The sequence below is a fragment of the Paenibacillus eucommiae genome (assembly GCF_017874215.1).
Taxonomy (GTDB): domain Bacteria; phylum Bacillota; class Bacilli; order Paenibacillales; family NBRC-103111; genus Paenibacillus_AI; species Paenibacillus_AI eucommiae.
Window position 1 is genome coordinate 118,994 of sequence record NZ_JAGGLB010000028.1, and the last position, 26,644, is coordinate 145,637.

Here is a 26,644-nt window from a genome sequence, read left to right on the forward strand (position 1 = left end):
ACATGCTGGGAAAAGAATTCATATCCGGACGTCAATTGGCGATTTTAGTTTGCCTTTTTACAATTGGCAGTGCGATCCTAGTTATTCCATCGGGTCAGGCTGCTTATGCCCAGCAGGATGCCTGGATTGCAACGATCCTCGGAACTGTAGCGGGAATAGGTATAGTATGGCTGTATACTTTGGTGGGCAGTCTCTTTCCTACACTTTCCCTGGTGCAATTAAGTGAAAAATTATTGGGGAAGTGGTTAGGGAAAGTCATTTCTTTTCTTTTTATTGGCATATTTTTTCTAGGTGGTCCGATTTCCAATGTGTACTATATCGGAAGCTTTATGACTTCGCAAATCATGCCTGAAACTCCGATGGAGGCATTTAGTATTCTTTTTGTGCTTACTGCAGTGATGGGAGTACGTCTTGGTTTGGAAACTATGGCACGCACTGCGGAGATCTTATTCCCATGGGTCTTGTTATTATTTTTTCTCTTGGTAATGTTTATAAGTCCTCAGATCAAAATGGACAATATATTGCCTATACTGGAGTCTGGGTTAAAATCAACAGTACCTGCTGCGCTAACTTTTTTAAGTGCCGCAGCTTTGCCGTCAGTCCTCCTCCTAGTGATTAATCCCTCCCAGATGAATCAGCCTAAAGAGGCTCGCAGAGCTTTTTTGATTGGATATTTAATGGGTGGAATGGTTCTGATCATTATCGTTACATTATGTATTTTGGTGCTTGGTCATGACTTGACAACAAGAAATACGTATCCAAGCTATGCTTTAGCCAAGCTGATTAATATTGGGGATTTTCTGCAGCGGTTAGAGGTGCTCATGGCTTTTATATGGATTATTACTCTTTATTTCAGGATGTCGCTGTATTACTATGTGACCCTTGTAGCTATTGCCCAAATTTTTAATTTGAAAGACTATCGTCCTCTGGCGATACCCTTAGGTTTGCTAATGCTGGCGCTCGCTCCAATTGAATATCCGACCAGTATTTTTGATGAATACACTACGAAAGTTTATTGGATTCCGTATGCATTGATTGCAGGGCTCATTTATCCTCTGGTTCTGCTTGGTATCGCACGCTTAAGAAAACATTTCCAGCCTGAATCCCCTGTAAATCAAGCGAAGTAGCAGTTCCACTTGTATTCATAGGCAACTTACTGGTAATCTTGTATAGAGGATAGAGAAAAACAAACAGCAGGATGGAAGGAGATATGAGCACTATGTTAAATGAAACCCTTAGCGAAGCTTTGAACGAACAAATGAATTTTGAATTTTATTCAGCTCATGTTTATTTGGCAGCGGCGGGTTATTGTTCCGCGGAGAGCTGGGACGGATATGCGAACTTCTTTATGGTACAAGCGGAGGAAGAACGTTTTCACGCGATGAAAATCTATAAATATTTAAATGACCGGGGAAAAAGGGTCAAGCTGGCTGGCTTCGAAGCTCCTAACAATGAATACTCATCGATTCTTGAAGCATTCGAGCACGCCTATGCTCACGAAATCGTTGTGACTAAGCGGATTTATGATCTTTCCGACTTGGCCATGAATGACCGCGAGCATGCAACGATTCAATTCCTCAAGTGGTTTATCGACGAGCAGGTAGAGGAAGAAGCGATGTTCGATTCCATTATCCAAAAGTTGAAACGGATCGACAAAGACAGCAACGCCTTCTTCATGCTTGACGCCGAATTTGCGAAGCGTTCGTTTACACCTCTGGCTAATGCCTAAAAGAAACAATAGCTTTACAAGGAAAACCTTTCAGCCCGTGCGTGCGGGTTGGGAGGTTTTTTTTGAGGATTTGCTGGAAAAGTGTAAGTTTTCTAGAGCAGTAGCAGCCGCCTAAACAGAATGGAGGGATTGCTTGACTTAACGATGTTTTTCATCGTTAAAGGAAGTGTCTCCAGGTCAATCAGCAAGTTAACGTTGATTTTCATCGTTAAAAGAGGGCGGATAGCCCATCTGGATGATTAAAAGAGATTTTAATGATGTTTTCATTGTTAAAGTAAGATTGTGGACACGATCTGGTACTTTTAACGATGAAAAACATCGCTAAAGTAGAGGCTCTTCATCGCACTTTCATCGCTCTTCATCCCAGCGCCATTACCCGCTACGAGTTCTCTTCCAACCCAGAGCAAAACCCTTGCTGGCTGTCCGTTTGAGCATGGTGTTCGTACGATTGTAGCTGAAAGAGGTAAGGGGTATGGGTGGAAAAGCGGTAGCGTCCGCATTTAAAGATTTGTTCCAACCTCAACATCCATTCCATTCAGGGAACAAATCTTTAACAGCAGTTGGAGCCCATACCCCTTACCTCCTCAAGCACTAGCGTCACGAGCACGCACACCAAAGGCCACCGCAAGGCGTCTTTCATTATTTATTTAAAGACAATTTAAAGATTTGTCTTTAATAGGGGTTTGCTTTTACAATAAGAGTATTCCAACATTCGAAAGGAGCAAGACAATGAAAACGATTCAAGATTTAGAGAATAAGCTGGCTCAGCCATCTGCTGATTTAATCCGTGATATTGCTGCAATAGATGGAGATATTATGCTGCTTGGTGTAGGAGGCAAAATGGGTCCGAGTCTTGCGAGACTGGCCATGAATGCGATTAAAGAAGCAGGTGTTCAAAAGAAAGTGATCGGCGCTTCCCGGTTTTCTTCCGGAGATGTAAAGCAGGAGCTGGAAGCAGCCGGAGTAGAAACAATATCTGTTGATTTACTAGACGATGCGCAGCTGCAGAGTTTGCCAGATGTGAAAAATGTCATTTATATGGCTGGTAATAAATTTGGTACTACAGGTAATGAACATTTTACGTGGGCGATGAACGCTTATTTGCCGGGTCGTGTTGCAGAGAAATACAAAGATTCACGTATCGTTGTGTTTTCCACGGGTAATGTGTACCCAATGACTCCGATCGCTTATGGAGGTGTTTCTGAAGAGGATCCGACTGGCTCTAATGGGGAATATGGACAATCCTGCTTAGGCCGCGAGCGTGTGTTTGAATACTTCTCCCACAAGCATGGTACACCGCTGGTTATTTACAGGTTGAATTATGCGATTGATATGCGCTATGGCGTATTGCTCGAAATGGCAAAGCAAGTAAAAGCAGGAAAGCCTATCGATGTTACAATGGGAAGTCTCAACTGTATCTGGCAGGGTGATGCCAATGAAATCGCGATCCGTGCCTTGAACGTTTGCAGCAACCCGCCGAAAGTGCTTAATGTATCCGGACCGGAGACCATTTCACTGCGCTGGCTGGCAACGATGTTCGGCCAAAGATTTGGAGTTGATGTATCCTTTGTCGGAGAAGAATCGCCTACTGCATATATTAGTAATTCGGCGAAAGCCCACCAATTGTTCGGGTATCCAAGCGTTTCATTGCTGCAGATGATTGATTGGACGGCTGAGTGGTTAAATGCTGGAGGTCATGTGTGGAACAAGCCAACTCATTTTCAGGAGAGAGAGGGGAAATACTAAGTATGAGTACGAGAAGAGAACTAAGCCAGGAGCAGACAAAAGCATTGCATGATGGATTGGTTATTCCCGCACATCCGCTGGCATTAAATGCATCGAGGCAGCTGAATGAACGCTATCAAAGAGCATTATCCCGTTATTATATGGCTTCTGGAGCAGGTGGAGTTGCGGTTGGCGTTCACTCTACCCAATTTGAAATTAGAGACAAACAATTTAACCTGTTTGAAAAAGTGCTGGGTCTTGCTGCAGAGGAAGTGAAAAAAGCTGAATTAAACCGCCCTTTTATCCAAGTAGCTGGTATTTGCGGTCCTACGGAGCAAGCTGTTGAGGAAGCGGAAATCGCAGCGGGACTTGGCTATGATGTAGGGTTAGTCAGTATGGGCGGCTTGCAAAGCTTGACCGAGCAGGAGCTGCTGCGCCGAATTGAGAAGGTTGCCGAAATTATTCCGGTATTCGGCTTTTATTTGCAGCCTTCCGTTGGAGGAAGGGTACTAAGCTTCGATTTCTGGAAAGAGTTTGCTGATATAACCGGAGTAGTTGCGATCAAAATGGCACCTTTTAACCGTTACCAGACTATCGATGTGGTACGTGCCGTATGCGGCTCTAAGCGTCGGGATGAGATCGCTCTCTACACTGGAAATGACGACAATATCGTAAATGATCTGCTGACAACATACCGTTTTACAATCAATGGGCAGCCTGTTGAGAAGAAAATAGTAGGGGGTCTGCTAGGACATTGGGCCGTTTGGACACATAAAGCGGTTGCTTTGCTTGAAGAAATAAAAGCAGTGCGCGGGGACGAGAGTATTGCATCTTCATGGTTGACACGCAACATAGAGGTGACGGATTCAAATGCAGTATTGTTTGATACAGCGAACGGCTTCGCAGGCTGTATCCCTGGAATCCACGAAGTACTGAGAAGACAGGGACTTCTGGAAGGAATTTGGTGCTTAAATCCGCACGAAGAGCTGTCTCCGGGACAAAGCGAGGAGTTCGACCGTATTTACCGCGATTATCCGCATTTGGTTGATGATGAATTTGTTTCCGCTCATTTGGAGAAGTGGCTTTCTTAATGATAGAATAAAAGGATGAAAAGGTAAGAGAAAAAGTGAGGGATCGCTGATGCGCTTTAAGGATGTATTTTCCATAATCGGCCCCGCTATGGTTGGACCTTCTAGCTCCCATACGGCGGGTGCCGTAAGACTTGGGAGAGTAGCTCGTCATTTGTTCGGCAGCTTGCCTGATGCTGTTGAGATTGTGTTCTATGGTTCCTTTGCGGATACTTATCAAGGCCATGGAACCGATCTTGCGATCGTTAGCGGTTTGCTTGACTATGATACAGATGATCCTCGTATTCCGACATCTCTTATTATTGCTGCCCAGCTTGGCCTGGATATTCAGTTCAAGCAGGGCAAAGGGCAATCGTGGCATCCGAATACAGCGAAGATGACGCTGTATTCGGACACCCGAAAGTTAAGCGTAATCGGTGCGTCTATTGGCGGCGGAAATATTGAGATTATCAATGTCAATGATTTTGATGTGAAGTTCACGGGGGAATACCCCACATTAGTTATTTTTCATCAGGACCGGACTGGGCTTATCGCTGATGTCGCTGATTTGCTCCGCCGCGAAGCGATCAATATCGGACATATGGACGTGGACCGTAAAGGACGAAGCGGTGATGCGATGACGGTTATTGAGGTGGATAGTACGATGACGGAGCCATTGCTGCAAGAGATCAGCGGGATGTCCGGGGTTTATGAAGTGAAAAAAGTGGAACTCATGGAAAGAAGGCTTTCGTGAAATGAGATTTCGTACACTGAAGCAATTGGTACAATGCTGTGAAGCGGAAGGGCTGAGCATCGCTGAGCTGATGCTGGCGGATCAGGCCCATCAATCGGGAAACAGCCCCGAACAGGAATTTCGCAAGATGATGGATTACTACCAGATTATGAAGGAAGCTGTAGCCAAAGGACTGACGGAAGACACTACCTCGCGCAGCGGGCTCACAGGTAAGGATGCTCAGAGGGTGATGAGCTTTATGAGCAATCAGGAGACATCCTTGGGTGAAGAAGCCTGTCGTGCTATGGCGTATGCTTTGGCGGTTTCCGAAGTCAACGCTTCCATGGGGCGCATCATTGCCACCCCGACTGCAGGCTCCTGTGGGATTATACCGGGTGTATTTATTAGTGCCCAGCAGCGTTTTGGCTGGGATGACGAACATATGGTCCGCGGCTTGTTTTGTGCTGGGGCTATTGGCTATGTCGTCGCGAACAATTCTTTTGTATCTGGCGCCGAAGGCGGCTGCCAGGCTGAGGTAGGATCAGCAATCGGCATGGCTGCCGGTGCAATGACAGAGCTGCGTGGCGGGACTCCGGCACAGGCTGTTCATGCCGTTGGCCTTGCACTCAAAAACACACTTGGACTGATTTGCGATCCGGTTGGAGGACTGGTGGAAATTCCATGCATCGTCCGCAACGGCTTCGGGGCTGTAAATGCATTAGCCGCGGCTGATATGGCATTGGCTGGTGTCAGAAGCGTTATTCCTTCGGATGAAGTGGTGCAGGTCATGTATGAGGTTGGCATTTCAATGCCGGAAAAGCATCGTGAAACGGCAAAAGGCGGACTTGCCCAAACCCCTACAGGGAAGAAAATTATGGATTCGCTTTATCGCAAGGGGAAGGACAAAAGCAAGCCGGAAGCAAAGGCAGAACCAAATGAAGACGTCAAAAAGTGAACTGAGTACAGAAGGAAGATATAGATTGTCTGAGAAGGAGGGAAATCATGATTCCTAATGCAGTATCGCAGAGCCTAATGTCGTCAGGCAAGCTGCTGGAAGAACAACTAATTGCTTTCAGACGAGACTTGCACAGCAACCCAGAGCTCAGCTTCGAGGAGGCTGAGACTGCTGCCAAGGTTGCGGAGGAGCTTCGACAACTTTCCCTGGATGTGAAATGTGGGGTTGGAGGGCATGGAATTGTTGCAGATTTACAGGGCAGCCGTCCCGGACGAACGATTGCACTTCGTGCTGATATGGATGCCCTGCCCATTCAAGAGGAAACGGGCTTGGAGTTTGCTTCCCGGCGTACTAATGTGATGCATGCTTGTGGTCACGATGCTCATACTTCTATTTTGCTAGGTGCTGCTAAATTGTTGGCACAGCATAAGGAGCAGCTTAGTGGGCGAGTGCGCTTTATTTTTCAATCTGCAGAGGAAATCAATGCTGGCGCGAAGGCGATGGTCGCTGAAGGAGTGCTGGAGGGTGTTGACGAAATTTACGGATTGCATAATCTTCCTACTTTAGCAGCTGGTAAGGTCGCTACTCGCCGCGGTCCTATGATGGCCTCGGTTGATCGCATCGAGATCACACTGGAGGGAAGAGGTGGTCACGGAGCCATGCCAGATCAGAGCATTGATCCGATTGTTGCCGCTTCCAGCATAGTGATGGGGCTTCAGACTGCTGTAAGCCGTGAGGTTTCTCCCTTGGAACCTGCAGTAGTTACTATTGGAAGTATTCATTCTGGAGACGCGAATAATGTGATTCCCCACCGTGCACACCTGACGGGAACGATTCGGACATTCTCACCTGCTGTTCAGAAACTTATGCCGGAAAGAATACAAAGAATTGTAGAGCGTATTGCGGAAGCCTACCGCTGCAAAGCGGAGCTGACTTATATCGAGCAGGTGCCAGTGCTGGCAAGTGACGATGCTTGTGTAGCTCATGCTGAAGCTGTGATCGATAAAGTTATAGGTTCAGACAATCGTCTGCCGGCTGACCCGACTATGGGGGGCGAAGATTTCTCTGTTTATTTAAACTATGTGCCGGGCTGCTTTTTTTGGTTGGGAGCTGGTCCGGAAGTTAATGCTGAACAAGCTTATGGGCTGCATCACCCGCAGTTTACGCTTAATGAGGATTGTCTCGCACAGGGAGCATCCATCATGGCTGCAATTGCCATGAGCCGTACGGGAAGCTTTGAATAAAGCTATGAAGCACTAACTGGTTGACGTCAGCTTTCCATAGAAGCTTCCTATATGATATTATTGGCATATGAATGAAAGGCTGGAGGCACGCGATGTCAGATTCAACGACAACTTCTTTACAGCACGGCATTGCGATCGGAATCATTGGACCGGATGCGCTGGTGGATAAAATCCTCGATACGATACGTGCCTTCCCCTCATTTTCGCCGGTAGCAAGAACCTTCCAGACGGAAGCGGAGGTTCTGGATATTGCGGCTGATTTGATAGGGAAGGTAGAAGTGTTACTTTTTTCAGATCCAATTTCTTATCAGCTGGTTAAGGACAAGCTTCATTTTCCTATACCGGTTCATTATGTGCCACTAACAGGAACAGGCCTATATCGGGCCTTATTTTGCATTGGGAAACAATCCGGACTCCGCACTCTTTCAATAGATACTTTGTCCAAACGCGCAGTTCATAGTGCCCTGCAGGAATTGGGAGAGCTCCACACTGAGGCTATTTTTTTCGAAGATACCCGTCATCCCTCCCAGGCAGAGCTCATTGCTTTTCATAAGCAGCAGTTTCAATCCTCTCGTTCAAGCGCGGCATTAACAGCTTTAAGAAGCGTATCTGAAGCTTTAACCGAGGACGGGATTCCCAACGAGTGGATAGCTCCAACAGAACAGGATATCGTCGTTTCATTAGAGAGGGCTTTATTGTCGTCTGATACAAGAAGAAGCAAGGAATCACAAATTGTGGTCGGGTTTATTCATGTGGACGACTTTAACAGGCTCGCTATTAAAAAAACCTCAGAGCATGAGGTTCAACGTCTGAAGCTTGACATTCACCGGATGATGCTGGGTTATGTAGAGTCTTTGGAGGGTCATCTTACCCATATGGGCAGTGAAGAATATTCCTTTATTACGACGCGCGGCATCTTTGAGCGGGAAACTGGCGGCTATAAATCGCTGCCCCTGGCTCGTGTAGCGGATAAGCGATATGAGCTTTCCCTCAGCGTGGGCATTGGATTTGGCCGTTCAGCGAATGAAGCGGGCACGCATGCACGGCTCGCACTCAGCCGCTCCAAGGATGCCGGCGGTAATATGTGCTTTATAGTACGAGAAGATCGCAGTATTATCGGCCCCTTGGAAATGACGCAGCCATTGGAATATGATTTATCATTAATTGATATCAGTTTATTAAAAGAAGCGGATGAAGTTGGACTTACCTCTGCGTATTTAAGCAAACTAATTGCCCGTGTCACACGTTCTGGTGTGACGGATTATAACGCCCATGAGCTTGCTGCAACCTTGGGTGTGACTGTAAGAAGCACGCACCGGCTCCTTCTAGCATGGCTTGATGCCGGCTTCGTTGAAATCATTAGCGAAGAGAGAGGGGCAGCCAGAGGCAGGCCTAAGCAAATTTACAGACTGAGCTTTTTGAAAGAGCTCTTCCGGTAATCACTAGTTATTGGGTGTGAGAATGAATAGAAGTATGAGAATGAGCAGAAGTATGAGTATGAGAATGAGTGCAAGTATGAGTATGAAGTCAGCATTGTTTTAGCATAACGCACAGGAGGAATCGTATGAAACTATCGGTACTAGAACTTGCAATGATGTGGAATGGGGCAACAGCCGGGGAGGCGTTTCAAGAGGCCGTTGATCTGGCCAAGCATGTGGAAGGGCTTGGTTATACCCGGTATTGGTTTGCAGAGCATCATAACACTGCTTATCAAGCAAGCAGTGCTCCGGAGCTGCTGGTTGCCCATATAGCAGCTTCCACATCCAAGCTGCGAGTTGGCTCGGGAGGAGTTATGCTACCCAATCACAGCTCGCTTAAGGTTGCCGAGAACTTCAGGACGCTCGAAGCGCTATATCCTCAAAGAGTGGACCTTGGCTTAGGTCGTGCTCCTGGCACGGATGGAACAACTGCGCTGGCTCTTCGTCGTTCGAATTCACCTCAAGCGCTGCATGCTGATGATTTTCCAGAGCAATTGACAGACTTGCTGGGCTTTCTATCTGGCGACTTTCCCGAGGATCATGCATACCGGCGCATGACGACGACTCCTGTTGTCTCCACTACGCCTGAGTTATGGATGCTTGGATCGAGTGATGGCGGAGCCAAGCTTGCCGCTAAGCATGGGCTTGGCTTGGCTTTCGCCCACCATATTAATCCAGAGATGGCTGCTCCTATGCTGAAAGCTTATCGGCACCATTTCGAGCCATCTGCTTTCATGGATAAGCCAAGGAGCATTTTTGCAGCTTCGGTCATTTGTGCTGCAACGGATGCTGAGGCCGAGGAGTTGGCTGCACCGATGTTACTGCAGTGGACCCGCTGGGGACAAGGGCAAGGACAAGAGCAGCATAAAGCATTGCCAACAATAGAGGAGGCGCTTGCTTACCGCTATACCCCCGAAGAAGAAAAGATCCGCCGTGGTAGTCTCACGCGTCATATCATAGGAAGCGTAGAACGCGTTACCAATGAACTGCGAACACTGGCAGAAGAGGCTTCTGCTGATGAACTGATGATCCTCACTATGACACCTGACCGTGAGGCACGTTTCCGCTCTTATGAGCTGCTGGCTGAGGCTTTCCTCAAATGAGGGCCACCGGAAATTGATACTCCAAGGCTTGCATCCACGTTAGGCTAACTTTCATAGAACATGACAAGTGATGAGCCTCTGAGTTAGGGCTGCTCACTTGCCATGAGATAGCAAATGGATTTATGGTTCAAGATTTCTTTTCATCTATTTCCTGTAGCTGCTGGATGGTCACCAACGAATAGTCATTTTGCTGCAAGTACTCAATGATCTGAGGCAGGGCTTCCACGGTATGGTCTAGATGACGGCCGCCGAAGCTGTGCAGTAGAATAATACCGCCAGGCTTGATTGTATCTTTCACAGTTTGAACAATCTTCTCGGATGAAGTACCTGCCCAGTCTCGCGGATCTACAGTCCAAGCTACGAGATATCGGCCTTCTGCCTGGAGCTTTTGCTTCAGATACTCAGGTGCAGCTCCGTAAGGTGCTCGAATAAAGGAAGTTGTCTCGCCCAGAATGTTTTTTAATAATTCATCGTTTTTATCAACTTCTGTTTTAATCTGCTCGTTGTCCAGCTTGTTCATATTAGCGTGTGAAAAGCTGTGATTGCCAATGGTATGTCCTTCATCATTGATCTGCTTCACAATTTCAGGGAACTTCTCTATCTGCGTTCCTACCAGAAAAAAGGTCGCTTTGACATTATGTTTTTTGAGAATTTCCAAGATCTTAGGTGTGAACTTGGCGTCAGGTCCATCATCGAAAGTCAACGCTGCTGTTTTGAGGGGCTGACTGACTGATTTCGCAGGCGTTGGTGAGGCCGATGACAAGGATGAAGAAGGTGAAGATGAAGGCGATGATGATGGCAAGGTGTTTATGGCCAGGACAGGAGCAGCCTCTTCCAAGGGTTCCACTGCAGGAGTCGAAGTTTGAACGTCTGGTTTAGTCCCCAGTTTGCCAGTTTCGCCAGATTTAGTGTTGCCATTAGCGGCGCTTACCGCAGTTGCGGAAATTTGATTCAACGGATCGTTTAATAAAGCAGAGATGTCTATCATTAGAAGAGTCGCCCCTAACAGAAAGCAGGCTGCAAGCAGCAGCGATCCCGCCAGCAATAGAACGTGCTTTTTCCCCCGTTTCTCTTTTTTGATTTCGACAAGTTTTGCACCCATTTCAATCCTTCCTTTCCTACTAATTTTGTCGAAACCACTCGACTTTTAATATAGATGACGATCTGCGAGTGTATATAGTTCAACACAAATGCAAATGATTTTATGGACCTTAACCTTATGTCATCGTTTATCATCATGGAGGGAGGTACAGATGAAAATTAATGATCTTGCTAAACGGTTAAATGTTACGCCGCGAGCGATTCGGTTGTATGAAAAGAAGGGATTGATTAAGCCGGAGAGAGGCGCGGAGAATGGATATCGCTATTACACGGAGCATGATGCTTGGAGACTGCAAACGATCGCGTCCCTCCGCGAGATCGGTTTAGGTTTGGATCAAATACAAATGCTGCTGGAGAAGTTTGATCAAGGAAACTCTGGAGAAGTGCATCATTATCTTGAAATGCAAAGAATGGCGATGGTTGCTAATTGGGTTGAACGGAGATATTCAATCCATATGCTTGACGAATTGATCCTCCGTTTCGAAGCTAAGCAGGGGCTGCACCTTGAGGATTTATTCCAGCTTGCAGAGAATTTGAAGCAAATCCAAAAAGGCCATTCATCCTGGCAGGATAAATGGGATTTCGACCGGTTAGCGGGCCAATTTGATCCTTCAGCCGCACTTTTTGCCGGGGGGCCGTTCGTTTCTGCGTTGGAGTACGAAAAGACGCTAGAGTTTATGGTGCAGTGGGTAGCTGCGCAGCCCAGTGAGCAAGGCTTGGATATTGGGACAGGCACGGGGAATTTGGCTGGCAAATTGCTGGCCAAAGGAGCTTCCATGCACGCAATCGATCAGTCAAAGGAGATGCTCGCCCGTTGTCGGGAGAAATTTCCCGGCCTGTCAGCTAAGCTTGGCAATGCACTGTCCATCCCTGTTGTGGACAAGCAGTTTCATTTTGTTGTGACTGCTTTTGCTTTTCACCATCTTGATGAGATCCAGCAAATTTTAGCGCTAGAGGAAATGAACCGTATCCTTAAACCTAATGGGCGAATCTGCATAAGCGGTCTAATGTATGAGGGCAGCACAGGTTCCTCTCCATATGGCAAAGAGACGGTTGCGGCATTGTCTGAAAGACATCCGGCCAATCGTCTCAAACTGCTAGAGTGGTTCCAAAGTCATGACTTTATCACAGTTCAGCATCAAATTAATGAGTGGATTCACGTTGTTTATGCTGTGCGGAAACATTAAACGGTTGTTTTAACTGACCCTGATCTCTTCTTAGATCTACTCGCATCCTCCTACATCCTCTTCGGAGCAGGCAAGCCAAGTATGCCAAGTGCATCATGCAAGGTATCTTTAAAACGCTCAGTGAGCCAAAGACGGAATCCCTTCTTGGGCTCTTCGGCTTTAAGAATAGGGCATACCGCATAGAAGTGATTGAACATCGTCGCTAATTCATAAACATAAGAGCATAGGGTATTCGGAGTAAGCTCCTTTGCAGCGGTTTGAAGAGTTTCTGGCCAATAAGCGAGATGCCTCATCAGTTTATATTCTTGGATGTCAAGCTTGCTGTAATCAATCGGCTCTCTATGTGCAGCTGCCTCGGCTTGAGATTTAGCGTTAGACTCCTCAAGAGCCTTATCCAAAATGCTGCAGGACCGCGCATAGGAATAAAGCAAATACACACCGGTGTTCCCGGACACTTCAGTCGCTTGATCCAAGTCAAAAACGACTTCGGTAAGCAAGTTGAACCTCAACAAGTAATAGCGGATAGCTGCCGCTGCGATCGCGCGACTGGATAGTCCGGCTTTACGGGAGCGTTTGGCATCAATAATTTGCTCCATTTGGTCCAGCAAAACAGCAACCTTAATCCCAATGCCCTGTCTGCCTGACATCGGATATGAATGTCTGCCTGCCGAGATATCTACGCCTAAGCCAGCCGCGGTATCAGGGCTTAAAGAAACAACGCCATAGCTGACATGTCTGAGCTGATTAGCTTGCTGCTCAAAGCCAAGAGCGAGAAGCGCCTGCTTCACCATCGCCTGAGGATATTCTTGTCTATGGTCAATAATGTTAATGACCATATCGGCTTTTCCGATAGGCCTCTTTACGCCTGTAGGATCCGTGGACCATAAGCGGTCGGCAAACTTTTTATAACGAAACTCTTTGCCCAAAACCCCAAATTTCCACAAATGATAAGCAATATCCTTAGCGGTATAGGTCAGGAGCCCGTTGGAACGGATCAGAACTTTATCCGCTTGATAATCCGCATGCCCGGGCCCATCTGAATCATCCTTGTCCCCCGGCTGCTTAAGTACCCAGCATCCCGTTAATTTCCCCTCTGTCTCTTGCTGGAAAATCGCTGTAGTTTTCAAAAGCTCAAAGGCATGTGACCAAAATCCCTCCCGCACGATACTGCTTTCCCAAACAAGGACATCATACTGGATATTAAATGGCTTCATTTCCTCCAGATGTTCCTTTACGATTCGTTCGGCAACCAGTAACCCCACCCAGGCCAGGTTGGAATTGCCTTGTTCCAGCTGGTGAAGCACAACTGCGCGTTCATTTTGCAAATCCGGATTTTCTTTGTAAGCATGATTAACCTGGGAGTAAACATCCCAACAGAAGTCACCGAAGCGCGAGTAAGCTTGTTCATTCGAGGGGGTATGAAGAATACCCACGACCGTGTCGGCTAGTTGGTTACCCAAATCATCAATATAATTATGCACCTCGACTTGATGACCGGTTCTTTTTAACATGCGGGTTAAGGTGTCACCTATACATGAATTTCGCAGATGGCCAATATGGGCAGACTTGTTCGGGTTAATCGAGGTATGCTCGATAATGACTTTGGAATGGCTTTGATCCGATAAAGAGAGTGTGCTAAAAGGCGTCGCCACCCATTTCTCCCAGTTTAAATAGAGGTTAATAAATCCGGGAGCAGCGACCTCGATTTGCTGAAACCAAGGTTGGATCTGAGTGTGCGAGAGCAGTTTATCCTTTATTGTATTAGCGATGACAAGGGGAGGCTTCTTTAAAATTTTGGCAAGCTGCATGGCAATATTGATGCTGTAGTCTCCATGCTCCAAGCTGGCAGGATGCCCAGCGATGATGCCCAGCTTATCTGGTCGTGGTTGACCAGCCTCTGCGAGCAGGACTTGCACAATTTCCTCGATAGCTAAGCTGATTTGTTTACTAATCATTCATGTTTCCTCCATTCAAATAAAATGACTACAAAATAAAAACAAAAAAGGCTCCCGTCTCTATAATAAGAGACGAGAGCCTGATAGGATCCCGTGGTACCACTCTAAGTGTTAAACCCTGGAAGGCTTAACCACTCGATTTCGTAACGGTCTGTGACCGGATTTGCCTACTTGCATGTTCAGCAAACCATTTCCCGGGTCCGTTTCATCCTTGACATACGTACCGGCTTACACTTACCCGGCTCGCTGCGACTGTCTGTCATGGCCTACTGTCCCGTTCATTAATGTTGATGCTATGTGGAAGGTGATTGTCTTGAAATATATGTTAGAAATATTTATACAGGAAACCTGAACAAGTGTCAAGTCTGAACAGGAATATGAACGTGAATTAAAATATTCAAGCTGTGAATAGTATTGACTTCTTTTTTTATATTATATATAATTCAAGAAAATATATATAATTAATTGTGATTAAGTATGATGTCTCCAATGTGTTTCAGATGTATTTCAGATGTGTTTCAGATGTAATTCGTGTTGCTTATTTCATTGGCTTATTTTATGATTTTGTAGGCTGTTGAAAAACTAAATATAACATAAAAGGTGAGCTAAAAATGAAAGAACCCAGCATTACGGCAAATTTGGCGGATAAACAAAGAATCAGTACGGATATTGTAGCTTTAATTAAACAGAAGATTATCGACGGGGAATTAAATCCAGGTGACCGGATTGTGGAAACTAAATTAGCGCGTGAGCTTGGTATTAGCCAGACTCCAATTCGTGAAGCCATCCGTCAACTGGCAGGAGAAGGCGTCGTCAATATCGTTCCCAATCGGGGCTCGATTATTTGCGATTTGACTGCCAAGGATGTCTTCGAAGTGTATTCGTATCGTGCAGTTCTGGAAGGGATGGCCATCAGACTGGCCGTTCAAAACACGACTATAAATGATGTCAAGCATCTGGAGCAATTTTACGTAGAAATGAAAAAAAAGCTCGATGATGATTCTATAGTTTCTCTATCTCAGGATTCCGGGTACATCCATTATTATATATTCAAACTTTCCAGGCATGCTGTGTTGATGTCTATGTTTGATTTCATCTCATTTCGTATCCAATTGATCAATCGGATTCTAGGGCACAAGTATACTAAAGAAAAAGAGGTTTCTGAGCATTGGGAGCTGATTGCGGCGCTGAAGAAAGGCGATCCGGATGATGCGGAAAAGGTGATGAGAGAACATATTCGCCGTGCTTATATGGAATTTATGAATATTGGGATGGTGGATCGTACGGAGCTTGTACAAAACGAGTGGATCTAGGAGTTTGTCCGACGAGGGACAATGCTGGAGGGTTAATTGTAACATTTCCCTTGTTTCGTCGGACAGACTCTTAAACACATGTCGAAGGAGTGGAAACTAGAGTGGAATCTATGAAGCATCGTTCACTAGAGTTGTTGGAAGATTTTATTCGTATTCAAAGTGTGAATCCCCATTATAAAGAAGGTGCCAGGGGAGAAGGAGAGCTAGCCAATTATATTGAAGGAATCTGCAAGCAAAAGGGCTTGAAGGTGACAAGGCAGGAGGTATTTCCGGGAAGGGATAATCTGATTATCGAGCTTAGAACCGGAAGACCTGATAAAACCTTGTTGTTTGAGGCGCATATGGATACGGTATCACTTGGCAGTATGGTAGATCCCCTCGTCCCCACTTACAAGGGAGATAGGCTGTATGGCAGGGGCGCTTGTGACACGAAAGGAACGCTATCAGGGATGCTCTACGCTTTGGAGGAATGTGCCAAGCAGCCGGAATTGCTTCACTGTGATTTGGTGCTGTGTGCTGCTGTCGATGAGGAGCATGCCTACCGTGGTTTAATGGCACTTATTGATCTGGACCTGCCCATTTCCGGAGCTGTAGTCGGTGAGCCGACCGAGATGGGAATTGTTGGTTCGCATAAGGGCTGCGTGCGGTTTGCTATACATACTCACGGTAAAGCCGCCCATAGCTCTATGCCTGAAGAAGGCGATAATGCTATCTACCAAATGATGCAAGTGATTCGTTATATTAATGAAGAGATGGAGCCGCAGCTTGCCAAGCGTTCTCATCCGCTATGCGGAACGGCAACGATTGTGGTCGGAATGATTCAGGGCGGGAAACAAATTAACATTGTGCCCGAGATGTGTACGATTGAGGTAGATCGCCGTATCATTCCAGGGGAAGATCCTTTCGAGGTGTTTGAGGAAATTCAGAGGGACCTTAAAGAAGCTATGCAGCACAAAAAAGTGAATTATACCGTAGAACCGCTGCTGCTTGACTGGGCACTGAACACACCTGAAGAAAGCGCTGTCGTTCACACCGCTCAGGAGGTCTGCCGTCAGCTCGGTCTGCAGGATGCGATATGTGGTGTTCCTTACGGTAGTGATGCCAGCAAGCTGCAGCAGCTCAAAGGAATACCTACCATTGTATTTGGTCCCGGATCTATTGCACAGGCTCATTCTAAGGAAGAATGGGTGCCCGTGGTGGAAGTGGAGCAGGCAGCCGAGTTTTATTTGAAATTAGCCCAAAATTACGGCAAATCAAATGCCTAACAGGAGAGAACTATGAAAATTACAGATCGCATCTATATTGTAGGAAGCGGCAATGCCGGCATGCAGCTTAGCCATAACAGGGATTGCAATGTATATATTTTGGATTGTGGCAGTGAATATGTGCTGATAGACGCCGGGGTTGGTCTTGACACAGACGCGATTACCCGTCACGCGGAGCAGGATGGTATTGACTTAAGCCGTCTTACGCATTTGCTTTTGACGCATCCGCATGGAGACCATGCAGGTGGAGCGAGTTATTTTCAAAGCAAATATGGATTGAAGGTGCTTGCAACTGCAGAAGCGGCTCCTTGGCTGGAGCAGGGGGATATGGAGAAAACAACCTTGGCGGATGCTATTAGAGCTGGGCTGTATCCCGATGATTTCATATTACAGCCGTGCCCGGTATCTCAAATCGTGAAAGAAAACGACAAGATCCAGATAGGCGATGCTCAGTTCCAGGTATTGGAAACTCCGGGGCATTCCGATGGACACGCAAGTTACTTATGGGAGCTGGACGGGAAGAAGCTGCTGTTCTCAGGCGATGCTATTTTTGCAGGTGGCAAAATCTATATTCAGAACAGTTGGGACTGCTCCATTCAGAAATATGCCCAGACGATGGCAAAGCTTAATGAGCTCAAAGTCGATATGCTGTTCGCTGGCCATGGCCCGTTTCTGTTGAACAATGCCTGGAAGCACATTGAAACTGCGCATCAGATTTTTGAACGATTGGATATACCACCTAATATTTAAAGGAGACTAAGATGAAACCATTAATAGACAAAAATCAATTTCTTGGATTAGAGAACTGCACATGGTTGTTCAACGGGGCCGAGACGCCTCCGCACCAAGTAGTAGTGGATGCATTTAACGATTATATTAACGCAAGGGCCAAAGGTCCTGAAGGCCGGGAGCACAACGCCGCAATTGAAACCAGCTGCAGGGCTCAGGTAGCCCAATTACTGCATGGCCGTCCAGAGGACATTGCATTTATGTCTAACGCCTCTGAAGCGATCTCCATGATTGCACAGTCGCTTAATCTCAAGGCAGGAGATAATATCGTCATCAATACCCTTGAGTTCCCATCAGGCGTTCTGCCATGGCTGCTGCTTGAGGAGAAAGGGGTGGAAATACGCAGAGTAGAGCACCAAAATTGGCAGATTTCTGTTGAAGATGTGCTTCAGGCAGTAGATGAGCATACAAAGCTCGTGATGACTAGTCATGTAAGCTTTATTTCTGGCGCCCGATTCGATTACCGCAAGCTGTATAGTGAGCTTAAACAAACGAATGCGCTGCTGCTTCTAGACGTTACCCAATCCTTGGGTGTGATTCCAGTTCATATGTATGAAGCGGATTTCGTGGTGTGCAGCTCTTATAAGTGGCTTTTGTCGGTTCATGGTCTGGGATTGCTTGGCATTAACAAGGAGCGGGTGGAGAAATTTACCCCAAGAGCAGTAGGCTGGAGAAGTGTCTCAGATCTTTTTAATCCGAACCGCTTTCATTCCTTTCAATTATTTGATGATGCCCGTAAATTTGAACTGGGGTATCCGAGTTTCCCGACCATTTACTCCTTAAATGCTACTTCAGCCCTGCTGTTAGAAATAGGAATCGAGAAGATCGAACAACATGTCCTGGCCTTGGGCCAACTGCTTATCGATGAGCTGCAAAAGCTGGGGCATCAAGTACTGACGCCGCTTCAAGGCGATCAAAGAGCCGGCAATATTTCCTTTGCTTACGATCCTGCGGAGGAAAAGGCTGAACAGCTTAAACGTGAGAAAGTCTACGTATGGGGTGGAGATCACCGCCTTCGCGCATCCGTTCATTTGTTTAATGATGAGTCAGATATCCAAAGATTCGTTAGTCTGCTTTCGCAAAAATAACATAAATAGCTTGATCACATACATTGATCATATATAGGGAGTGAATCACATGGGAAAAGTTAGAGTAGCTGTAGTTGGTTTAGGAAGCTGGGGAGAATGCCACGTTGAGACCTATGCGGCAATGCCTGAGGTGGAAATAACGGCAATTTGCGACACGCGTGAAGAAGTCCTGGAGCGTGTAGGCAATAAGTATGGGATTAAAAACCGTTTTAGCGATTCCGATCAGCTGTGGGAGCGGGACGATATTGATTTGGTAAACATTGTAACCTACGAGAATGCACATTGTGATCCTACAATTAAAGCTTTGAAATCAGGCAAGCATGTCCTGGTTGAAAAGCCTGTTTCCACACAGCTGCACGAAGCGAAGGAAATGTGGGAAGCTGCGAAAAGCAGCGGGAAATTCCTTGTTCCCGGTCATGTTTTAAGATTTGACGCCCAATATGCGGAAGTATTTGAGACGCTGCGCTCGGAGAAAATCGGCAAACCGGTCACCATGCTTTTGAAAAGAGGCAGACCGCGCTCATTGTTTAAGCTGTATTCGAGAATACATCCGGTGTACGAGTCCGCTGTTCATGATCTGGATATGGCGATCTGGTATTCGGGAAGCAGAGTTAAATCGGTAAGAGCCTATGCCCGTTCCGTTACAGGAGCAGCGGTGCCTGATATGCTCTGGTCTTGCCTGGAGTTTGAAAATGGGGTCATCGGGATTATCGAGAGCAATTGGCTGATTTCCGATCAGGCTGCAATTGGCATGACAGATGCCGTAGAAATTACAGCAGAAAAAGGAAGCGCAGGCTTTGAAACAAGCCGCTCCGGGTTACAGATTTGGAGCGAGGAAGGCAGATTTACGCCGGCCTTGAATGTGCACACGAATCAAAATGGCCGTGTTTTTGGCGCCTTGCGTGAGCAGTTGACCTATTTGTGCAGCTGTATTCTTCGCAACGAGGAGCCTTCGTACGTTTCTTTCCCTGATGCCATTCATGGCATTGAAGTAGCAGAAGCAATTATCCGTTCTTCAGAAACCAATCAAGAAATTTACTTGTAAGGGGCGAATGAACATGGCTGAAAGAAAATATGAATTTCGAAAACGGCTGGAAGAGGTTCATAAACCAAATCGTCGTGATTTGGATCGTAAGCCAAAGCAGGATGAAGTGGCCATTGCTGAAGGCTGGCAAATCGTCATCAGTGAATCGAGTGGGCCTTTAGTACGTAATGTTGCCCAGGATTTACAGGACTATCTGCTTGTCAGCATGCGGATATCTGTTTTGCTGCGTTTGGTGTCGAATGTTGAGGAAGCTGCTGTGAGCGGGGAGCGGGTCATCGTGCTGGCTGCAGCAGAAGAGCTTCCTGAGCTTGGCAAGGAGCTGGAGAAACCGCGCAGCTACCGTCTAGTTGCGAGTCCTGACCGTATTCTAATCTGCGGCAAGGACGAACGTGGCGTTGGACAAGGCAGCTATTATCTCGAAGATTTGATGAATTTAAGCGAAGCGCCTTATATCGCTGAGCAGGATATTTCGCGTGAGCCTTTATTTTCACCTCGAATGGTGCATTCCGGTTGGGGATTGGACCGTTATCCGGACTCCCATTTAAATGCGATGGCCCATTCGGGAATAGACGCCATTCTTGTAATGATCAAGGATGCCGATAAAACGACAGAAGGCTACCAGGATTTTAATTATCTGGTAGATCGTGCTGAACTTTACGGGATCGATGTATATATGTACAGCTATCTGGTTAGCGGCAAGCATCCTTCTGAGCCGGATGCCGAGCAGTATTATGATGGCACCTATGGCAAGGTGTTCAAGGCTTGCCCGCGCCTTAAAGGGGTTATTCTGGTCGGGGAATCCTGTGAATTTCCGAGTAAGGATCCGAATACTACAGGCAAATTAAGACTTGATTGGAATATCGACGAGCCGCAAACGAAGCCAAGCCCAGGCTGGTGGCCCTGCTACGATTATCCGGAGTGGCTGACCTTGATTAAGAAAGTGATCCACAAGCACAATCAGGGCGCGGATATCGTATTCTGGACCTATAACTGGGGCTGGGCGCCGAAGGAAGACAGGCTCCGGCTGATTGAGGCGCTGCCCGAAGGGATTACGCTGCAATGCACCTTCGAGATGTTCGAACAAACGAAGCGCGATGGCGTCACCAACGTGGGAGTTGATTATACGGCTTCCTTCGCAGGTCCCGGGGCCTATTTCAGCAGTGAGGCCGAAGCTGCTAAGAAAAGAAATATTAAACTGTACACGATGAGCAACACGGGTGGCCTCACCTGGGACATAGGTGTTATTCCTTACGAACCCATCCCTTATCAATGGGCTAAAAGACATGCGGCGCTGCTTAAGGCGCAAGAAGACTGGGGACTAAGCGGGCTGATGGAATCGCATCATTTTGGCTGGTGGCCTTCCTTTGTCAGCGACTTGACCAAATGGACGTACTGGAGCCCCAGCCCTCCTGCAGAAGCAACGTTCCAAGCGGTAGCGCAGCGTGACTTCAGCAGCGAGGCGGCACCGCTTGTGCTTAAGGCTTGGCAGCTTTGGAGTGAAGGCATCACGAACTATATTGCCACAAATGAGGATCAATATGGGCCGTTTCGGGTAGGTCCTTCCTATCCATTGGTGTTCTGCAGGTCTGTCAAGATGCCTGCGGCCTGGCATGCCATGTTCGGCAGCGATATTATAGAGACCAACTACAAACCAATCGAGGGACCACGTCAATCGCTCGGTGTATCCCGTGTTGATGTAGAAATCAAGCATTTGGAGCGAATGGCCTCCTTATGGGAGCAAGGAAATGAATCACTGGAGCAAGCGCTGCTTCTTACTCCGGCAAGGAAACAATGCGAAGGCCAACTGCTGCTGGGGATGAACCGTTTCATCCTTCATGCAGTGAGGACAACTTTACACGTCAAGCAGTTTTGGAAGCTGAAGCAGCGCCTGTTTAACGAGCCTGATCCAGCTAGAGCGGAAGCTGTGCTAGTAGAGATGGAGCAGCTGCTAGCTGATGAAATCGCTAATGCAGAAGCAACAATCCCGCTTGTCGAAGCCGATTCACGGCTAGGCTGGGAGCCCAGCATGGAGTATATGACCGATGCCGAGCATCTGTATTGGAAAATTGCCCACACCCGCAGTGTGCTTGAGAGCGAATTTGCCGATTACCGCAAATCGCTTGCGCTCACACAAATATAGTTTGTAAAAAATTGTCGTATGATCTTGTTTGAATAATTTGTTTGAATATTTAGAAAAGAATAGCCGCAGATGAGCAGTCTGAGGGCTGTTCTTTTCTTTTTTACCCGCTGCTTTACCTATAGAAACAAATACTTTGACATTATTCTGCTGCACAACCTATAATGAATTAAGAATAATTCTAATTAATGAGTAAATTTTACAGCAAACCTTAAAGGGGGAGCGTGATGGCAATACAAGTCAAGGATGAACGAATTGATAAAATTAACCGGCAAATGCAATCTAAAGGATATAAGCTCACGGTTCAACGGGAAGCTACAGTAGTAGTTCTATTGGAAAATGAGGAAGATCACTTAAGTGCAGAAGAGATCTTCATGCTGGTAAAAAGTAAATTTCCTGACATTGGCCTTGCAACCGTCTACAGGACACTAGACCTTCTCAGTGAACTGCATGTTTTGGAAAAATTAAATTTTGGTGACGGAGTTACCAGGTTCGATTTGCGCAACGATAACAATGTCCATCTTCACCACCATTTGATATGTGTACGATGCGGATCTGTCGATGAAATTATGGAGGATTGGCTAACGGAGCTGGAGGCACGTGTGGAGCGGGAGTTCGGCTTCCAGGTGCTGGACCACAGGCTTGATTTCCAGGGAATTTGCCACCGCTGCCGCAAAAAAACGGAATCCGAAGAAGCTCCCCAATGACAAATGGGGGAGCTTTTTTTTGTTTTCCTTGTTGACAAACACAAGATATTGATATAAATTAATATTCACAGACTACATATTGTTTCAATTCATACAGAATATTTTACAGTGATTGGAAGGCGTCCGCTTAAACCTTTACCACATTTTTTATCGTGTGTGACTGGTGCAGCAGGCCCTTTTTATCGCTAATGCACCTTTTTTTCACACAAGGAGCATTTTTTATAAGAGAGGTCAGGTGGAGAAGATGCTGGTTGCGTTTGATTCCAAAACAGGTAATGTACGCAGATTTATTGAAAAGTTGAACTTGAAGGCAATTCAAATTGAGGACAAGATGACCATAGAAGAGCCTTTCGTGCTTGTGACATATACAACTGGTTTCGGACAAATACCCGAAAAGGTCGCTTCCTTCTTAGAGCTTAACCATGAGCGTCTAAAGGGCGTCTCGGCAAGCGGCAATAAGAACTGGGGAGACGGCTTTGCAAAGAGCGCAGACACTATATCTGGATTGTATGGTGTGCCTGTGCTGAGCAAGTTTGAGCTTTCTGGCACGAAGCAGGACGTAGAAAGATTTGTACAGGGGGTGAGCGCAGTTGAAGCATATTGAGCTGAACAACCTGCTGATGCAGAAGGACGCTGACGGATTTTTTCAACTGGATAAAGACAAGGAAGCTGTTAAAGCTTTTATGGAAGAGGTTCATAGTAAAAGCATTCATTTTAGCAGCACAGCTGAAAAAGTACGTTATATGATCGAAAATGATTATTACGAGGATTTATACAAGCACTACAGTCAAGCAGAAGTAGAGGAAGTTTACCGGATTACGCATAGCTATTCATTCGAATTTCCTTCATATATGGCGGCTTCCAAATTTTATACAGATTACGCTGTGAAAAATAATGACCGCTCTTTTTATCTGGAGCATTACGCCGATCGGGTAGCGATCGTAGCCCTGCATCTGGCTGGCGGCTCGCTAAGTATTGCAAGTGATCTGGCGGCCTCCATGATGGAGCAGCGGGTTCAGCCTGCAACGCCAACCTTCCTCAATGCAGGAAAGAGCAGACGGGGCGAGATGGTATCCTGCTTCCTGCTGGAAATGGATGATTCACTCAATGCCATCAACTATGTTCTTGGAACCTGCATGCAGCTGTCAAAAATTGGCGGCGGGGTTGCTGTCAATTTGTCCAAGCTTCGTGGACGCGGGGAGCCGATCAAGGGCGTTGAGGGAGCTGCTAAGGGCGTTATGCCGGTGCTTAAGCTGATGGAGGATGCATTCTCCTACGCCGATCAAATGGGCCAGCGCAAGGGCTCAGGAGCAGCGTATTACAACATCTTTGGCTGGGACGTTATGGAGTTTCTGGACACCAAGAAGATCAACGCAGATGAGAAGGGAAGACTTCAAACGCTGTCGATTGGCCTTATTGTACCGAACAAGCTGTATGAGCTGGCAGAAGCCAACAAGCCGCTTGTCGTGTTTGGCCCCCATTCCGTATATAAAGCGTATGGTGTTCATCTGGATGATATGGATATGGATGAAATGTATGACAAGCTGCTTGCAGATAACCGCATCCGCACCAAGACGGTGATGAGCGCGCGGGACATGCTGGTGAAGATCGCAACCATTCAGCTTGAATCCGGATATCCGTACATTATGAACAAGACGAATGCGAACAAAGCGCATGCACTTAAGGATTTGGGCTCGATTAAGATGTCCAACCTGTGCACAGAGATTTTCCAGCTTCAAGAGACTTCGGAAATTGGCGATTATGGCCAGCCGGATTTCATTCGGAGAGACATCAGCTGTAATTTGGCCTCCCTGAACATCGTAAACGTCATGGAGCGGCGCAAATTGCGTGAATCTGTACACGAAGGCATGGTTGCTTTAACGGCTGTCAGCGACGTAACTCGTATTTCTAACGCACCCGGCGTGGTAAAAGCAAACTCGGAACTTCATTCCGTCGGACTAGGCGCGATGAATTTGCATGGCTATTTAGCCAAAAATGAAATTGCCTATGAGAGTGTTGAGGCCAAAGATTTTGCCCGGACTTTTTTTATGATGATGAATTACTATTCTTTGGAAAAAAGTGCAGAAATTGCTAAAGATAAAGGAATTACCTTTGACGGATTTGAACGTTCGGAGTATGCTAAGGGGACTTATTTTGACAAGTATACAGCTACAGATTATCGCCCGGCAACAGACAAGGTGAAGCACTTGTTCGAGGGCATGACGGTTCCGTCACCCGAGGATTGGCTTTCGTTGAAGAATAAGGTTCAGCAAAATGGCTTATACCATGCTTACCGGCTCGCGATCGCGCCGACACAAAGCATTTCCTATATCCAGAACGCAACTTCCAGTGTAATGCCGATTGTTGAGCCGATTGAGACTCGTACTTATGCCAACTCAACGACCTTTTATGCAATGCCATATATGAACCGCAAAAATTTCTTTTACTATAAATCGGCTTATCAAATGAACCAATTCAAAATTATCGATATGATCGCTGAAATTCAGTCTCATGTTGATCAGGGGATTTCAACCGTACTGCACGTAAATAGCGATGTGACAACGCGTGAGCTTGCCCGTTATTATGTGTATGCAGCGAAGAAAGGGCTCAAATCGTTATACTACACCCGGACGAACCGCTTAAATGTGGAAGATTGCGTCAGTTGCTCGGTATAAGCCTGATTAGGGCTGGCACAAACGGCCCAAGATGAAAAAGAGCAAAGGAGAAACACAATGAAAGCTGTTAACTGGAATCGTCCGGATGATGATTATACAAATACATTCTGGAAGCAAAATATTATGCAATTTTGGACCGATGAGGAGATTCCTCTTTCGGATGATAAAATGTCCTGGATCGGTTTAAGCGATGAACAGAAGGAGCTCTATATGAAGGTTTTGGGCGGCTTGACGCTGCTCGATACGCTTCAGGGCGGTGTAGGTATGCCTAAGATTGTTGAGCATGTAGAGGGGCTGCAGCGCAAGGCTGTGCTTAGCTTCATGGGCATGATGGAACAAATCCATGCCAAATCCTACAGCAGCATCTTCACCACGCTTGCAACAACCGGCGAAATCGACGAAGTGTTCCGCTGGGTAGAGAACCATCCGTGCCTGCAGACGAAGGCCGAAACGATCGCCCAATATTATAATGGGATTGAAACCCAGAAGGATTTGTATTTGGCGATGGCTGCCTCCGTTCTTCTGGAAAGCTACTTGTTCTACAGCGGATTTTTCTATCCGCTCTACTTGGCTGGTCAGGGCAAAATGACGAGCAGTGGAGAAATCATTGATTTGATTTTGCGGGACGAAAGCATTCATGGCTTATATGTAGGCGTGCTTGCCCAGGAAGTATATGCTGCCTTAGAGCCAGAGGAGCGTGAGGACGTATACGAAACGCTTCATGGGCTGCTGGCATTCCTTCACAAGAATGAAGAGCAGTACACGCAGGAGCTTTACGCAGCCGTAGGTCTGGTAGACGAAGTCAACACATTCGTTCGGTATAACGCGAATAAAGCTTTGATGAACCTGGGCTTTGACCCGTTCTTCCCGGAAGAGGATGTAAATCCGATTGTATTCAACGGGATCAGCACAAAAACGAAGCAGCATGACTTCTTCTCCAAAAAAGGCAACGGCTACGTTCGCACCACCCATGTCGAACAGCTTACGGATGAGGATTTCAGTTTCGATTGAATCTATATGTAGTTCCCGCCTAGGCGCTCAAATAAACTTCTTCCTCCTACTTTCGTAGGGGGATTTTTTTATGTGTTTATTTATGTATTTATGTGTTTATGTGTTTATTCGAAGGTGTAGGTTTTGGTGGAGGCATGGAGTAAATAAATTTCAATTACATAGTGCAAGCCTGTCTCCTCCTGAAGAAACGGGGGAGGTGCTACAACTTTACGATGTTTTTAATCGTTAACGCAAGGGTTTCCGGTAGTGTCAAGAAGTTTGTGTATGGAGCTAAAAGGGAACTCATGGAAACGCCAGATATTTATTTGTGATGGTGGGTGGTGTAGCCCAAGCGAAG

22 protein-coding genes and 1 other annotated feature are annotated in these 26,644 nt (G+C 46.6%); of the genes, 20 read left to right on the plus strand and 2 right to left on the minus strand.

The window, feature by feature from the left end; genetic code table 11:
- Positions 1-2: 2 nt before the first annotated feature.
- From J2Z66_RS31065 to J2Z66_RS31105, 9 genes are all read left to right on the plus strand, one after another.
- Entirely contained in the window at positions 3-1,127 is a 1,125-nt protein-coding gene (locus tag J2Z66_RS31065) for a GerAB/ArcD/ProY family transporter (protein WP_209976647.1), read from the plus strand.
- Positions 1,128-1,219: 92 nt separating this feature from the next.
- Positions 1,220-1,729 carry a ferritin gene (locus J2Z66_RS31070; protein WP_209976648.1) on the plus strand — a complete coding sequence of 170 codons (510 nt, stop codon included), beginning with the start codon at positions 1,220-1,222 and terminating at the stop codon, positions 1,727-1,729.
- A gap of 729 nt (positions 1,730-2,458) precedes the next feature.
- On the plus strand, positions 2,459-3,475 hold the full coding sequence (locus J2Z66_RS31075) for an NAD-dependent epimerase/dehydratase family protein (RefSeq protein WP_209976649.1): 1,017 nt from the start codon (positions 2,459-2,461) through the stop codon (positions 3,473-3,475).
- 2 nt (positions 3,476-3,477) lie between these two features.
- Positions 3,478-4,545, plus strand: a complete 1,068-nt coding sequence (locus J2Z66_RS31080; RefSeq protein WP_209976650.1) for a dihydrodipicolinate synthase family protein — start codon at positions 3,478-3,480, stop codon at positions 4,543-4,545.
- A 49-nt stretch (positions 4,546-4,594) separates the two neighbouring features.
- Positions 4,595-5,275, plus strand: a complete 681-nt coding sequence (gene sdaAB, locus J2Z66_RS31085; protein WP_209976651.1) for an L-serine ammonia-lyase, iron-sulfur-dependent subunit beta — start codon at positions 4,595-4,597, stop codon at positions 5,273-5,275.
- A gap of 1 nt (position 5,276) precedes the next feature.
- Positions 5,277-6,209 (plus strand): L-serine ammonia-lyase, iron-sulfur-dependent, subunit alpha, encoded by a 933-nt coding sequence (gene sdaAA / locus J2Z66_RS31090; protein ID WP_209976652.1) that lies wholly within the window; start codon positions 5,277-5,279, stop codon positions 6,207-6,209.
- 47 nt (positions 6,210-6,256) lie between these two features.
- Positions 6,257-7,453 (plus strand): M20 metallopeptidase family protein, encoded by a 1,197-nt coding sequence (locus J2Z66_RS31095; protein ID WP_209976653.1) that lies wholly within the window; start codon positions 6,257-6,259, stop codon positions 7,451-7,453.
- A gap of 92 nt (positions 7,454-7,545) precedes the next feature.
- Complete coding sequence (locus tag J2Z66_RS31100; RefSeq protein ID WP_209976654.1) at positions 7,546-8,892, plus strand: helix-turn-helix domain-containing protein; 1,347 nt, start codon at positions 7,546-7,548, stop codon at positions 8,890-8,892.
- A 125-nt stretch (positions 8,893-9,017) separates the two neighbouring features.
- The gene (locus tag J2Z66_RS31105; RefSeq protein ID WP_209976655.1) at positions 9,018-10,034 is read left to right on the plus strand and encodes an LLM class flavin-dependent oxidoreductase; all 1,017 of its coding nucleotides are present in this window, start codon (positions 9,018-9,020) and stop codon (positions 10,032-10,034) included.
- 127 nt (positions 10,035-10,161) lie between these two features.
- Here the strand turns inward: J2Z66_RS31105 and J2Z66_RS31110 are convergent, their stop codons facing one another.
- The gene (locus J2Z66_RS31110) at positions 10,162-11,136 is read right to left on the minus strand and encodes a polysaccharide deacetylase family protein (RefSeq protein WP_209976656.1); all 975 of its coding nucleotides are present in this window, start codon (positions 11,134-11,136) and stop codon (positions 10,162-10,164) included.
- Between the two features lie 151 nt (positions 11,137-11,287).
- Here J2Z66_RS31110 and J2Z66_RS31115 point away from each other — a divergent pair, with 151 nt between their 5' ends.
- Complete coding sequence (locus tag J2Z66_RS31115; RefSeq protein ID WP_209976657.1) at positions 11,288-12,322, plus strand: MerR family transcriptional regulator; 1,035 nt, start codon at positions 11,288-11,290, stop codon at positions 12,320-12,322.
- 50 nt (positions 12,323-12,372) lie between these two features.
- On the opposite strand, the gene J2Z66_RS31120 is transcribed toward J2Z66_RS31115, so the two are convergent.
- Positions 12,373-14,277 (minus strand): arginine--tRNA ligase, encoded by a 1,905-nt coding sequence (locus J2Z66_RS31120; RefSeq protein ID WP_209976658.1) that lies wholly within the window; start codon positions 14,275-14,277, stop codon positions 12,373-12,375.
- A 65-nt stretch (positions 14,278-14,342) separates the two neighbouring features.
- Positions 14,343-14,568: a binding site (T-box leader), on the minus strand.
- Positions 14,569-14,888: 320 nt separating this feature from the next.
- On the opposite strand from J2Z66_RS31120, the gene J2Z66_RS31125 reads away from it, so the two are divergent.
- The 10 genes from J2Z66_RS31125 (at position 14,889) to nrdF (ending at position 26,307) form a co-directional block, all read left to right on the plus strand.
- Positions 14,889-15,590, plus strand: a complete 702-nt coding sequence (locus J2Z66_RS31125; RefSeq protein ID WP_209976659.1) for a GntR family transcriptional regulator — start codon at positions 14,889-14,891, stop codon at positions 15,588-15,590.
- A 110-nt stretch (positions 15,591-15,700) separates the two neighbouring features.
- Positions 15,701-16,855: a M20 family metallopeptidase gene (locus J2Z66_RS31130; protein ID WP_245375973.1), complete on the plus strand. Its 1,155-nt coding sequence runs from the start codon at positions 15,701-15,703 to the stop codon at positions 16,853-16,855.
- A gap of 12 nt (positions 16,856-16,867) precedes the next feature.
- Positions 16,868-17,605, plus strand: a complete 738-nt coding sequence (locus J2Z66_RS31135) for an MBL fold metallo-hydrolase (RefSeq protein WP_209976661.1) — start codon at positions 16,868-16,870, stop codon at positions 17,603-17,605.
- A gap of 11 nt (positions 17,606-17,616) precedes the next feature.
- Complete coding sequence (locus J2Z66_RS31140; RefSeq protein ID WP_209976662.1) at positions 17,617-18,732, plus strand: aminotransferase class V-fold PLP-dependent enzyme; 1,116 nt, start codon at positions 17,617-17,619, stop codon at positions 18,730-18,732.
- Between the two features lie 49 nt (positions 18,733-18,781).
- Positions 18,782-19,777, plus strand: a complete 996-nt coding sequence (locus tag J2Z66_RS31145; RefSeq protein ID WP_209976663.1) for a Gfo/Idh/MocA family protein — start codon at positions 18,782-18,784, stop codon at positions 19,775-19,777.
- 13 nt (positions 19,778-19,790) lie between these two features.
- Entirely contained in the window at positions 19,791-21,917 is a 2,127-nt protein-coding gene (locus J2Z66_RS31150; protein WP_209976664.1) for a hypothetical protein, read from the plus strand.
- 224 nt (positions 21,918-22,141) lie between these two features.
- Positions 22,142-22,621, plus strand: coding sequence for a ferric iron uptake transcriptional regulator (gene fur, locus J2Z66_RS31155; protein WP_209976665.1), 480 nt, complete (start codon positions 22,142-22,144; stop codon positions 22,619-22,621).
- 244 nt (positions 22,622-22,865) lie between these two features.
- On the plus strand, positions 22,866-23,225 hold the full coding sequence (nrdI, locus tag J2Z66_RS31160; protein WP_209976666.1) for a class Ib ribonucleoside-diphosphate reductase assembly flavoprotein NrdI: 360 nt from the start codon (positions 22,866-22,868) through the stop codon (positions 23,223-23,225).
- A complete protein-coding gene (nrdE, locus tag J2Z66_RS31165) occupies positions 23,212-25,296 on the plus strand; it encodes a class 1b ribonucleoside-diphosphate reductase subunit alpha (protein ID WP_209976667.1) in 2,085 nt (694 codons plus the stop codon). Before nrdI ends, nrdE begins: the two co-directional genes overlap by 14 nt.
- A gap of 57 nt (positions 25,297-25,353) precedes the next feature.
- Positions 25,354-26,307 carry a class 1b ribonucleoside-diphosphate reductase subunit beta gene (gene nrdF / locus J2Z66_RS31170; protein ID WP_209976668.1) on the plus strand — a complete coding sequence of 318 codons (954 nt, stop codon included), beginning with the start codon at positions 25,354-25,356 and terminating at the stop codon, positions 26,305-26,307.
- The last annotated feature ends 337 nt before the right edge of the window (positions 26,308-26,644 follow it).

Bases quoted from the DNA above. Each gene is read 5' to 3' on its own strand.
- J2Z66_RS31065 (WP_209976647.1), top strand. From the start codon at position 3: ATGCTGGGAAAAGAATTCATATCCGGACGTCAATTGGCGATTTTAGTT.
- J2Z66_RS31070 (WP_209976648.1), top strand. From the start codon at position 1,220: ATGTTAAATGAAACCCTTAGCGAAGCTTTGAACGAACAAATGAATTTT.
- J2Z66_RS31075 (WP_209976649.1), top strand. From the start codon at position 2,459: ATGAAAACGATTCAAGATTTAGAGAATAAGCTGGCTCAGCCATCTGCT.
- J2Z66_RS31080 (WP_209976650.1), top strand. From the start codon at position 3,478: ATGAGTACGAGAAGAGAACTAAGCCAGGAGCAGACAAAAGCATTGCAT.
- sdaAB (WP_209976651.1), top strand. From the start codon at position 4,595: ATGCGCTTTAAGGATGTATTTTCCATAATCGGCCCCGCTATGGTTGGA.
- sdaAA (WP_209976652.1), top strand. From the start codon at position 5,277: ATGAGATTTCGTACACTGAAGCAATTGGTACAATGCTGTGAAGCGGAA.
- J2Z66_RS31095 (WP_209976653.1), top strand. From the start codon at position 6,257: ATGATTCCTAATGCAGTATCGCAGAGCCTAATGTCGTCAGGCAAGCTG.
- J2Z66_RS31100 (WP_209976654.1), top strand. From the start codon at position 7,546: ATGTCAGATTCAACGACAACTTCTTTACAGCACGGCATTGCGATCGGA.
- J2Z66_RS31105 (WP_209976655.1), top strand. From the start codon at position 9,018: ATGAAACTATCGGTACTAGAACTTGCAATGATGTGGAATGGGGCAACA.
- J2Z66_RS31110 (WP_209976656.1), bottom strand. From the start codon at position 11,136: ATGGGTGCAAAACTTGTCGAAATCAAAAAAGAGAAACGGGGGAAAAAG.
- J2Z66_RS31115 (WP_209976657.1), top strand. From the start codon at position 11,288: ATGAAAATTAATGATCTTGCTAAACGGTTAAATGTTACGCCGCGAGCG.
- J2Z66_RS31120 (WP_209976658.1), bottom strand. From the start codon at position 14,277: ATGATTAGTAAACAAATCAGCTTAGCTATCGAGGAAATTGTGCAAGTC.
- J2Z66_RS31125 (WP_209976659.1), top strand. From the start codon at position 14,889: ATGAAAGAACCCAGCATTACGGCAAATTTGGCGGATAAACAAAGAATC.
- J2Z66_RS31130 (WP_245375973.1), top strand. From the start codon at position 15,701: ATGAAGCATCGTTCACTAGAGTTGTTGGAAGATTTTATTCGTATTCAA.
- J2Z66_RS31135 (WP_209976661.1), top strand. From the start codon at position 16,868: ATGAAAATTACAGATCGCATCTATATTGTAGGAAGCGGCAATGCCGGC.
- J2Z66_RS31140 (WP_209976662.1), top strand. From the start codon at position 17,617: ATGAAACCATTAATAGACAAAAATCAATTTCTTGGATTAGAGAACTGC.
- J2Z66_RS31145 (WP_209976663.1), top strand. From the start codon at position 18,782: ATGGGAAAAGTTAGAGTAGCTGTAGTTGGTTTAGGAAGCTGGGGAGAA.
- J2Z66_RS31150 (WP_209976664.1), top strand. From the start codon at position 19,791: ATGGCTGAAAGAAAATATGAATTTCGAAAACGGCTGGAAGAGGTTCAT.
- fur (WP_209976665.1), top strand. From the start codon at position 22,142: ATGGCAATACAAGTCAAGGATGAACGAATTGATAAAATTAACCGGCAA.
- nrdI (WP_209976666.1), top strand. From the start codon at position 22,866: ATGCTGGTTGCGTTTGATTCCAAAACAGGTAATGTACGCAGATTTATT.
- nrdF (WP_209976668.1), top strand. From the start codon at position 25,354: ATGAAAGCTGTTAACTGGAATCGTCCGGATGATGATTATACAAATACA.